The following is a 10,001-nucleotide window of genomic DNA, read 5'->3' as shown; positions in this document are numbered from 1 at the left end:
TGCGCGAGGTGGCGGCCGAGCTGGACGTCCCGATGGCGCAGGCGGCGCTGGCCTGGGTCCTGTCGCGGCCGGGTGTCGGCACGCTGCTGATGGGCGCCAGCCGGGCTGCTGCTGCATCGGCTGGCACAGTCCACGTCCGCCTGTCCGGCTTTTAAGGAAAACTGAAATGGCAAAGATCACTGCTCTGACGAAGATCATCCTTCCCGGCGTCGCTGAAGAACACACTGTCGAAGTCGGCGAGACCTTCGACTCGCCCCCGATCCAGGCGCGCTCGCTGATGGAGATGGGCTCTGCACGCAACGCCACCAAGGAAGAGATCGACGCGATCGCCGCCAAGGAAAAGGCGGGCGAGGCCGAGGCTGCCGAATTGGCGAAGATTGCCGAGGAGAACGCCAAGGAGCGCGCTCGCCTGTCAGGGTTTAAGGGCTAAAGACAATGGGCCGCGCCGCTTCCACATTTAAGCAGACTGACCTCGTGAGGGCCGTAAAGGCCACACAGGCGGCAGGCTTGACTGTGGGGGCGGTTGAGGTTTCCCCTGACGGCACCATCAGAATTAGCGTGCAGGGGGCGCAGGCCCCGTCTGGCGCAGTCTCAGACCCATTCGAGACATGGAAGGCCAAACGCGATGCGAGTTCGAATGAAAGGGCTTAACAAGGTTTCTAAGAAACTCGCGGATGGCACCTCTGTCACCTACTACTACGCCTGGAAAGGTGGCCCGCGTCTTCCCGGCAAGCCTGGCGAGCCTGCATTTCTGGCAGCTTTCAATCAAGCGATTGCGGCAAATGAGGCGCAGCCTACTGGCACTCTGCAAAGCGTCTTGAACGCTTACCAGCAAAGCGCCCGCTTCAAAGATCTTAGCGGTAAGACACGGCGCGATTATGTTCGCATGATCCGCAAGATCGAAACCGACTTTGGGGACTTCCCGATTGCTGCGCTGTCAGACCGCCGAACCCGTGGCGAGTTTCTGCACTGGCGCGACCGCTTGGCGCAGTCATCCCGCCGACAGGCCGATTACGCCTTGTCAGTCCTTGCCCTGATTATCGCATGGGCCTTTGACCGTGGGCTTGTGCCGATGAATCCCGTCGAGCGCCCCGGCAAAACCTATCGGTCGAAACGGATCGACTCAATCTGGACCACCGACGACGAGAAGCGTCTTCTAGAAAAGGCCCCATCGCACATTGGGCTGGCGTTCATGTTGGCGCTGTGGACAGGGCAACGGCAAGGCGACCTATTGCGGCTTCAATGGTCCGCCTATGACGGCGAGACGATCCGCCTGCGGCAGAGCAAGACCGGCGTCCGTGTATCTATCCCCGTGGGCGAACCTCTTAAGCAGATTCTCGACAGCACGGATCGGACGATCAGCACTATCCTTGCCACATCGCGCAATGCGTCATGGACAGAGTCGGGTTTCCGATCGTCCTGGCGCACCGCCTGCGCTGCTGCTGGCATTGATGGGCTGACCTTCCACGACCTGCGCGGCACGGCTGTCACACGTCTTGCGCTGGCAGGCGCAACCACGCCTGAAATCGGAACGATTACCGGGCACGGGCTGAAGCAAGTCGAAGCGATTCTCGATTCCCACTATCTCAAACGCGACTCAGCACTGGGAATTTCAGCTATTCGGAAGCGGGAAATATACGAGGAGGCAACTAAGACTCCCAACTAAACGCCCAACTGTTCTATAGTGCTAAACACTTAACACAGAAAAAACGTTGGAAGTTCAATGGTAGCGGAGGAGGGACTCGAACCCCCGACACGCGGATTATGATTCCGCTGCTCTAACCAACTGAGCTACTCCGCCACGAGTAGCGGCGATCTAAAAGACTGGCGCAGGGCCGTCAAGCGGGTTTTGCCAAAAAGCGCGCGCAGAGCGTTCGGGGCGCTAGATCTGCACGCCCGCGCAGCGCGCGGTGTTGCGGATGTGGTCGCGCATATGCGCCTGCGCCGCGTCGGGATCGCGCCGTTCCATCGCGGCCAGGATGGCACGGTGTTCGGCGATGGACTGCGCCATGCGATCGGGGTCGGTGTTCGGGATCGGCTGGCGCTGCGTCTCGGTCAGCAGCTGGCTGACGGTGCTGTACAACGTGGCCAGCATCCGGTTCGGGCAGGCCTGCGCGATGCCTTGATGCAGGGCCAGGTCCGCGTCCACATGGGCGACCAGGTCGCCCTGCGCCCAGGCCTTCTCGAACTGGGCGGCGGCCGATTGCAGGCCGGCCAGCGCATCGGGGGTGATGGCGGATGCGGCCAGCCGCGCCAGCTCTCCCTCGATCAGCAGGCGGGTCTGGAACACCTCGCGCAGATCGTGGGCATCGTCATAGCGCCATGTCGTCTGAGCGGGCCGCGTGGCCGGGTCCATCACGAAGGTCCCCCGTGCGGGCAGGGTCTGGACCAGGCCCAACGTCTCCAGCGTCAGCAGCGCCTCGCGCAGCGACGGGCGCGACACGTTCAGCTGTTCCGACAGCACCCGCTGCGACGGCAGCCGCTCTCCGGCCTTGAGTTCGCCCGACCGGATCATCTCCTGCAGGCGACGCGCGATGGTCTGCGTCACCGGTCCCTTGTCCCACATCACCCGCGCATTGCCCTTTCCGTCGGCATCCCGTCCGCCATCCATCTGCACAGGAACCACGGCCATTGCAAACCGGATCGGCCCGTGGCTTGATACTGGTCAGACCGGTTTGGCCGGTCAATCCAGAATCATAAAGACGGGGAGATGATGATGCACGGAAAAAGGATGCGCCGCACGACCATGGCACTGGCGCTGCTTGCCGGTTCGGCCCTTGCCGCGTCGGCACAGGAGACCCTGACGGTGGGCGCCAACATCGGCAACGTCCCGTGGGAGTTCCAGGACGATGCCGGCCAGTTCGTGGGCTTCGAGATCGACCTGGTCGCCGCCGTGGCCGACCGCATGGGCGCCGAGGTCGAGACGGTGAACATTCCCTTCAACGGGCTGTTCTCTGCCGTGCAGTCGGGGCGGATCGACATCGCGACCAGCTCCATCACCATCACCGACGAACGCCTGGAATCGGTGACCTTCGCCCAGCCCTATTACGACAGCGACCAGTCGCTGACCGCCCTGGCCGAGGGGCCGAAATCGCTGGCCGAGATGAAGGACAAGGTCGTCGGCGTCGACACCGGATCGACCGGCGACATGTGGGCGACCGAGAACCAGGCCGAATACGGGTTCGCCGACATCCGCCGCTATGAGGGGCTGGCGCCCGCGATGCTGGACCTGCAGGCGGGGCGGATCGACGGGTACGTGTCGGACATCCCGGCGCTGCAGTACTACGTCAAGGACAAGCCGCAGCTGGCCGTCGTCGAACGCATCCCGACCGGAGAGAAGTATTCGATGATGTTCGCCAAGGACGCCGAACTGGCGACCGAGGTCAACACCATCCTGGACGCGCTGAAGACCGAGGGCGTGGTGGCCGAGCTGCACGAGAAGTGGTTCGGCGTCGCCCCCGATGCGGGGTCGTCCACCGTCACCGTCCTGCCGATGCCGACGCTCAACTGATCCGACAGCCGGGTCCGGGCCCGTCCCGGACCCGAAGGGATGCACATGGATATCTTCGACACCTTCCTGAACGCCGAGGTGATGCGGCGGACCTTTCCCATGCTGCTGCAGGGTCTGTGGATCACGCTGCAGCTGGGGGCGGCCAGCATCGTCGCGGGGCTGGTGCTGGGCCTGGGGCTGGCGATGGCGCGGCTGTACGGGCCCGGCCCGGTCCGGTTCGTGACACGGCTCTATATCGACACCTTCCGGTCGATCCCGCTGTTGGTCCTGCTGATCATCGTCTATTACGCGCTGCCCTTCGTGGGCCTGCGCCTGTCGCCATTCGCATCCGCCATGAGCGCGCTGACGCTGGTGTCGGGCGCCTATACGGCCGAGATCTTTCGCGCCGGCATCGAGGCGATTCCCAAGGGCCAGTTCGAGGCCTCCGCCGCCCTGGGCCTGAACGGGCGCCAGACCATGGCCGACGTGATCCTGCCGCAGGCGGTGCGAATCGTCATCCCGCCGCTGACCAACAATTCGATCAACGTGGTCAAGGACACCGCGCTGGCATCGGTCGTGGCCATGCCCGACCTGCTGAAACAGGCGACGCAGGCGCAGGCCCTGGCCGCGAACCCCACGCCGCTGATTGTGGCCGCGGTGATCTACATCGCGTTCCTGTGGCCGCTGGTCGCGCTGGTGTCGCGCATGGAACGCCGCTTTGCGGCACGGAGGCGCTGAGATGGCCGGTTTCGTCAGCATCCGCAACCTGCGGAAATCCTATGGCAGCTTCGAGGCCCTGCGCGGCATCGACCTGGACGTCGCCAAGGGCGAGGTGGTGTGCATCATCGGCCCGTCGGGGTCCGGCAAATCGACCCTGATCCGCTGCATCAACCGCCTGGAGGGGTTCGACCCCGCAAGCGAGATCCGCGTGGACGGCACCCCCGTCACCACCGGCCGTGCGCTGGCCCGCGTGCGTGCCGAGGTCGGTATGGTGTTCCAGTCCTTCAACCTGTTCCCGCATTTGACGGTGCGTGAAAACGTCATGCTGGCGCCCCGCCGCGTGCGCCGCACCACGCGGGCGGATGCCGCGGCCCAGGCCGACCGCCTGCTGGCCCGCGTGGGCATTTCCAGCCAGGCCGACAAGTACCCAGAGCATCTGTCCGGCGGCCAGCAGCAGCGCGTCGCCATCGCCCGGGCGCTGGCGATGGAGCCGCAGGTGATGCTGTTTGACGAACCGACCAGCGCGCTGGACCCCGAAATGGTGGGCGAGGTGCTGGACGTCATGCGCGATCTGGCCCGGACGGGCACCACCATGATCGTCGTCACGCACGAGATGGGATTCGCGTCCCAGGTGGCCGACCGCGTCATCTTCATGGATGCGGGCCAGATCGTCGAACAGGGACCGCCCGCGCAGGTGCTGTCCGACCCCCAAGAACCACGCACGCGCAATTTCCTGGGCGCCGTGCTGAACCACTGAAGGACGACCCCGATGACACAGCTGGACATGGCCTATGTGCAGTCCCAATTCCCCGGCCTGACGCAGGACTGGGTGTTCTTCGACAATGCCGGCGGCGCGCAGATCGCCCAGCCCGCGCTGGACCGCATGGTCGAGTTCCTGACGCACCGCAACGTCCAGATTGGGGGCAGCTATGCGGTGTCGCAGGCCGCGGCCGAGGCGCTGATGGCGGGCCGTCGCGCCGCCGCGACGCTGGTCAATGCCGCCCGCCCCGAGGAGATCGTCTTCGGTCCCTCGACCACGGTGCTGATGGGCAACCTGATGCAGGCCATGCGCCGCCAGTTCGTGCCGGGCGACGAGGTCATCGTCACCATGGCCGATCACGAAAGCAATATCGGTCCCTGGACCCGGCTGCAGGAGTTCGGCGTCGTCATCAAGGTCTGGCCGCTGAACGCGGACACAATGGACCTGCAGCTGGCCGATCTGGCCCCGCTGATGACCGACCGCACCCGTCTGGTCTGCGTGACGCATGTGTCCAACATCCTGGGGCAGGTGCATCCCGTCGCGGATTTCGCGCGCTTCGTCCATGACCGCGGCGCACGGATCTGCGTCGATGCGGTCGCCTATGCGCCGCACCGGCTGATCGACGTTCAGGCCTGGGATGTCGATTACTATGTCTTCAGCTTGTACAAGGCCTATGGCCCGCACGGGGCGCTGATGTACGGGAAATACGACCTGCTGGCCGAACTGGACGGGCTGTACCATTACTTCTATGGCAAGGATAAGGTTTTGGCCAAGCTGGAGCCGGGCAATCCCAGCTATGAGGCCGCCTATGCCACCGACGGCATCCTTGAATACCTGACCACGCTGGCCCGCCACCACGGCGCGACGGGCGACGACCGCGCCTTGCTGGAGGCCGCCTTCGATCTGATCACCGCGCAGGAGGATGCGCTGACCGACCGCCTGCTGGCCTGGCTGTCAGCGCGCAACGACTGCCGCGTCATCGGCGGATCGGTCAACCGCGACAGCACCCGCGTGCCGACCATCGCGTTCAAGTTCGACGGCATCGATTCCGGCGCCGTCGCACGCGCGATGGACGATCACGGCATCGCCATGCGGTTCGGCGATTTCCATTCGCGCCGCCTGGTCGAGCATCTGGGCGAGGATCAGAACGGCGGCGTGCTGCGCGTGTCGATGGTGCATTACAACACGCTGGATCAGGTCGACCGCCTGACCGACGCGCTGGCCCGGATCGTCGCATGAGCGGGCTGGACCTGGTCATTGCGGGCGGCACGGTCGTCACCGCCGCCGACAGCTATGTCGCCGATATCGGCATCCGCGACGGGCGCATCGCGCAGATCGGGCAGGGGCTGACCGGGGCCGACCGGATCGACGCGACGGGGCTTCTGGTCCTGCCGGGCGGGATCGACGCGCATGTGCATCTGGACCAGCCCACCTCGGACGGCACGACCATGGCGGACGGCTTCGTCAGCGGCACCCGGTCGGCGGCGGCGGGGGGCAACACGACCGTGCTGCCCTTTGCGCTGCAGATCAAAGGACAGTCGTTGCGCGCCTGCGTCGAGGAGTACCACCAGAAGGCGAAGGGGCATTGCCACACCGACGTGTCGTTCCACCTGATCGTCAGCGACCCAACCCCTCAGGTCCTGGGGCAGGAATTGCCGGCGCTGGTCCGCGAAGGGTACACGTCCTTCAAGGTCTTCATGACCTATGACGACCTGGTCCTGAACGACGCCCAGATCCTGGACGTGTTCGAGGTGGCGCGCCGCGAACGCGCCCTGGTCATGGTCCATGCCGAGGGGCATGACGCGATCCGCCACCTGACCCGCCGCCTGGAGGCCGAGGGCCGCACCGCGCCCTATTACCACGGTCAGGCCCATGCCCAGATCGCCGAACGCGAGGCCACGCACCGCGCCATCAGCCACGCCCAGCTGATCGACGTGCCGGTGGTGATCGTCCATGTCTCGGGCCGCGACCCGATGGAGCAGATCCAGTGGGCCCGTGCCCGCGGCCTAAAAGTTCACGCCGAAACCTGCCCCCAATATGTCGCCCTGACCGCCGACGACCTGCGCGGGCTGAACATGGATTTCGACGGCGCGAAATACGTCTGTTCCCCGCCGCCGCGCGATGCGGACAGCCAGGCGGCGATCTGGCAGGGGCTGCGGGACGGGACCTTCGACATCTTCTCGTCCGACCATTGCCCGTTTCGCATCGACGCCACGGGCAAGGACACGCCCCGCGCGCGATCGTCGTTCAAATACGTGCCGAACGGCATTCCGGGGGTCGAAACCCGCCTGCCGATCCTGTTTTCCGAAGGCGTCGGCAAGGGGCGCATCAGCCTGCAGCGGTTCGTGGCGCTGACCGCGACCAACCCCGCGCGGCTCTATGGCCTCTATCCGCAGAAGGGCAGCATCGCCATCGGCGCGGATGCCGACCTGGCGCTGTGGGACCCGACCCTGACCCGGCCGATCCGGCAGGCGCAGCTGAACCACGGCTGCGATTACACGCCCTACGAGGGGATGGAGATCACCGGCTGGCCGGTCCGCACCCTGCTGCGCGGCCGGACCATCGCGCAGGACGGCGTCCCGGTGGGCGATCCCACCGGGGGGCACCTGTCGCGCGCCACCAGCGAGGCGTTCGCCTAGACGTCGAAGTTGCTGGGCAGCACGATCATGTCGCGGATCGTCACGTTGCGCGGGCGCGTCAGCATGTACATCAGCGCGTCCGCGACCTCGACCGGTTCGATCAGGGCGCCGGCATCCTTCATGCGCTGCAGGCGTTCGGGTTCCCAATCCGCCAGCAGGGCCGAGATGACCGGCCCCGGAGAGACCTGTCCCACCCGCACGCCATGGCCCATCAGCTGGCGGCGCATGGTCTGGACGAAACAGGTCACGGCCCATTTCGACGCGGTATAGACCGGCTCGACGTGGATCGGTGCGTGTCCGGCGATGGAACTGGTGACGATGATGTCGCCCGTGCCGCGTTCGATCATGTGGGGTGCCACCGCATGGACGTTCTTCATCACCGCGTTGACGTTCAGGTTCAGCATGCGGTCGATGGCGGCCGGGTTGGTGTCGACCAGATCGCCGCCGATATAGCTGCCCGCGTTGCACAGCATGATGTCGATCTGGCCGACCTTGTCCAGGATCTGCGGCACCATCGCGTTGCAGCTGTCCGCGTCCAGCAGGTCGGTAACCTGGGCGATCGCGTCTGCGCCCAGTTCGCGCGTCAGCGCGTCCAGCGCGTCGGCGTTGCGGTCGATCAGCACCACGCGGGCACCCGCCTCCAGCAGCGCGCGCGTGGCGGCCAGCCCGATGCCCGATGCGGCCCCGGTGATCGCGGCAACCTTGCCGTGCAGGTCTTGGGACATGGTATTCTCCTTGGGATGGTGTTCGGTCAGACGGCCAGGAAGCCGCCGTCAAGGGGCAGGACCGCCCCGGTGATCAGGCCCGCATCGTCCGACAGCAGCAGCGCGATGGCGCGGGCCACGTCTTCGGCCTCGGCAAAGCGGCCCATCGGGTGGCGGGCCATCATCGGGTCGCGCTTGGCCGGCGCGCTCCAGGCGGCGGCGGCCAGTTCGGTCAGCGTGACGGTCGGCGCGATGGCCACGGCGCGGATGCCGTGGGGACCCAGTTCGCGCGCCATGACGCGGGTCGCGCCCTCCAGCCCCGCCTTGGACGCGGCATAGGCAACGTGGTCGGGGAATCCGCGATGGCCCGCGATGCTGGTGACGTTGACGATGGCCCCGCTGCCGCCCGCGGCGATCCGGGCGCGGGCGAACTCCTGCGCGCAGATCAGCGCGCTGCGCAGGTTGATGTCCATCACCGTGTCATAGCCCGCATCGGTCAGATCCAGCAGCCCCTCCAGCACGTTGGTGCCGGCGCAGTTGACCAGGAAGTCGCAGGTCCCGGCCTGGGCCATGGCATCACGCGCGGCCGCGGGGTCGGACAGGTCGGCCACGATGGCCCGGGCGTCCAGGCTGTCCAGGTCGGATTGCGTGCGGCTGATGGCCGTGACCCGCGCGCCGCGTTCGGCCAGCAGGATGGCGGTGGCCCGGCCGATGCCCTTGCCTGCGCCGGTGATGATGACGGATCTATCCGTGAAGGGCATCGTGGTCTCCTCTCAATGCGGCGTCGATGTCGCCGCGCAGGTCGCGGGCGGTGGCCTGAAGCGTCAGGAAGGCCCGATGGCGCGCGGCGTGCAGCCGCTGGCTGTCGGGGTCGGGGTGATGGGTGGTCTGGACGCGCGACATGGCTGGCATGGCCGATGCCAGGTCGGGGAACACCCCGCCCGCGACCGCGCCCAGCATGGCCGCGCCCAGCAGCACGGGCTCGTCCGCCGCCGCGGCATCCACGGGCAGGCCGGTCGCATCGGCCAGCAGCTTGCGGATCAGCGGATGGCGGCCCGCGCCCCCGCTGATGGCGATGCGCGCGACCGGTGCCCCGTGGGCAGCCTGGGTCGCGATGATCTGGCGCAGGCCGTAACCCAGCCCGCAGACCCCCGCGACATACAGCGAGATCAGGGACGCCAGGTCCGTGTCCATCCCCTGGCCGCTGACGATGGCGCGGGCATGGGGGTCGGCAAAGGGCGCACGGTTGCCCAGGAATTCGGGCACCACGTGCAGGTGGGCCGCCTGCCGCACGGCGTCGGGCGCGGCCTGGTCCGCCAGCCATTCGGGCAGGGACCGGCCCTGCGCGCGGGCAGCATCGGTCGCCTGGTCGTGGGCGGGGTGCAGGCGCAGCAGGTGGTCGATGGCCGCGCCCGCGACCGACTGCCCGCCCTCGTTCAGCCACATGCCCGGCACCATGGCCGAGAAATAGGGCCCCCAGACGCCCGGCACGAAGGCCGGGTTCCGCGTCGTGGTCATGGTGCAGGATGATGTGCCGAACACATAGCCCACCGTGTCGACCGGATCGCCCATCGCGGCGACGGTGCCGACCCCGCCCGCATGCGCGTCGATCAGCCCTGCGCCGACGGCGATGCCGGGCCGCAGGCCCATGGCGCGCGCCGCATCGGCGGTCAGGCCCGCGCCAAGGG

At 66.9% G+C, this 10,001-nt stretch carries 12 protein-coding genes and 1 tRNA gene; 8 read left to right on the top strand and 5 right to left on the bottom strand.

The window, feature by feature from the left end; all coding sequences use genetic code 11:
* Window positions 1-8 precede the first annotated feature (8 nt).
* The 3 genes from FHD68_RS19925 (at window position 9) to FHD68_RS15465 (ending at window position 1,666) form a co-directional block, all read left to right on the top strand.
* Window positions 9-155, top strand: coding sequence for a hypothetical protein (locus FHD68_RS19925; RefSeq protein WP_425277554.1), 147 nt, complete (start codon window positions 9-11; stop codon window positions 153-155).
* Between the two features lie 11 nt (window positions 156-166).
* Complete coding sequence (locus FHD68_RS15475) at window positions 167-430, top strand: hypothetical protein (RefSeq protein WP_127899195.1); 264 nt, start codon at window positions 167-169, stop codon at window positions 428-430.
* Window positions 431-637: 207 nt separating this feature from the next.
* Window positions 638-1,666 carry a tyrosine-type recombinase/integrase gene (locus FHD68_RS15465; RefSeq protein ID WP_240542451.1) on the top strand — a complete coding sequence of 343 codons (1,029 nt, stop codon included), beginning with the start codon at window positions 638-640 and terminating at the stop codon, window positions 1,664-1,666.
* Window positions 1,667-1,724: 58 nt separating this feature from the next.
* Here the strand turns inward: FHD68_RS15465 and FHD68_RS15460 are convergent.
* Together FHD68_RS15460 and FHD68_RS15455 are read right to left on the bottom strand one after the other, a co-directional pair.
* A tRNA-Met gene (locus tag FHD68_RS15460) sits at window positions 1,725-1,801 on the bottom strand.
* Window positions 1,802-1,882: 81 nt separating this feature from the next.
* Complete coding sequence (locus FHD68_RS15455) at window positions 1,883-2,632, bottom strand: FadR/GntR family transcriptional regulator (RefSeq protein WP_239441311.1); 750 nt, start codon at window positions 2,630-2,632, stop codon at window positions 1,883-1,885.
* A 99-nt stretch (window positions 2,633-2,731) separates the two neighbouring features.
* On the opposite strand from FHD68_RS15455, the gene FHD68_RS15450 reads away from it, so the two are divergent.
* The 5 genes from FHD68_RS15450 to hydA are packed head-to-tail and all read left to right on the top strand — an operon-like array spanning window position 2,732 to window position 7,609.
* Window positions 2,732-3,511 (top strand): ABC transporter substrate-binding protein, encoded by a 780-nt coding sequence (locus FHD68_RS15450; RefSeq protein WP_164871455.1) that lies wholly within the window; start codon window positions 2,732-2,734, stop codon window positions 3,509-3,511.
* Window positions 3,512-3,556: 45 nt separating this feature from the next.
* Window positions 3,557-4,228 (top strand): amino acid ABC transporter permease, encoded by a 672-nt coding sequence (locus FHD68_RS15445; RefSeq protein ID WP_127899192.1) that lies wholly within the window; start codon window positions 3,557-3,559, stop codon window positions 4,226-4,228.
* Window position 4,229: 1 nt separating this feature from the next.
* The gene (locus FHD68_RS15440) at window positions 4,230-4,967 is read left to right on the top strand and encodes an amino acid ABC transporter ATP-binding protein (RefSeq protein WP_127899191.1); all 738 of its coding nucleotides are present in this window, start codon (window positions 4,230-4,232) and stop codon (window positions 4,965-4,967) included.
* Between the two features lie 12 nt (window positions 4,968-4,979).
* Complete coding sequence (locus tag FHD68_RS15435) at window positions 4,980-6,209, top strand: cysteine desulfurase-like protein (RefSeq protein ID WP_240542450.1); 1,230 nt, start codon at window positions 4,980-4,982, stop codon at window positions 6,207-6,209.
* Window positions 6,206-7,609, top strand: a complete 1,404-nt coding sequence (hydA, locus tag FHD68_RS15430) for a dihydropyrimidinase (protein WP_127899190.1) — start codon at window positions 6,206-6,208, stop codon at window positions 7,607-7,609. The genes FHD68_RS15435 and hydA overlap by 4 nt, the downstream gene beginning before the upstream one ends.
* Here hydA and FHD68_RS15425 read toward each other — a convergent pair.
* The 3 genes from FHD68_RS15425 to FHD68_RS15415 form a co-directional block, all read right to left on the bottom strand.
* Window positions 7,606-8,334, bottom strand: coding sequence for an SDR family oxidoreductase (locus FHD68_RS15425; RefSeq protein ID WP_139086165.1), 729 nt, complete (start codon window positions 8,332-8,334; stop codon window positions 7,606-7,608). The two genes, hydA and FHD68_RS15425, sit on opposite strands and share 4 nt — an antisense overlap.
* 26 nt (window positions 8,335-8,360) lie before the next feature.
* Window positions 8,361-9,074 (bottom strand): SDR family oxidoreductase, encoded by a 714-nt coding sequence (locus tag FHD68_RS15420; protein ID WP_139086163.1) that lies wholly within the window; start codon window positions 9,072-9,074, stop codon window positions 8,361-8,363.
* A partial coding sequence (locus tag FHD68_RS15415) for an FGGY-family carbohydrate kinase (protein ID WP_244297888.1) occupies window positions 9,058-10,001 on the bottom strand: 944 nt, incomplete at its 5' end. The genes FHD68_RS15420 and FHD68_RS15415, both read right to left, overlap by 17 nt.

It is taken from the genome of Paracoccus marcusii (genome assembly GCF_006151785.1).
In the GTDB taxonomy this organism is placed as follows: domain Bacteria; phylum Pseudomonadota; class Alphaproteobacteria; order Rhodobacterales; family Rhodobacteraceae; genus Paracoccus; species Paracoccus marcusii.
The sequence above is the reverse complement of the archived record's forward strand: the minus strand, read 5'-3'. Positions and strand labels throughout refer to the sequence as shown.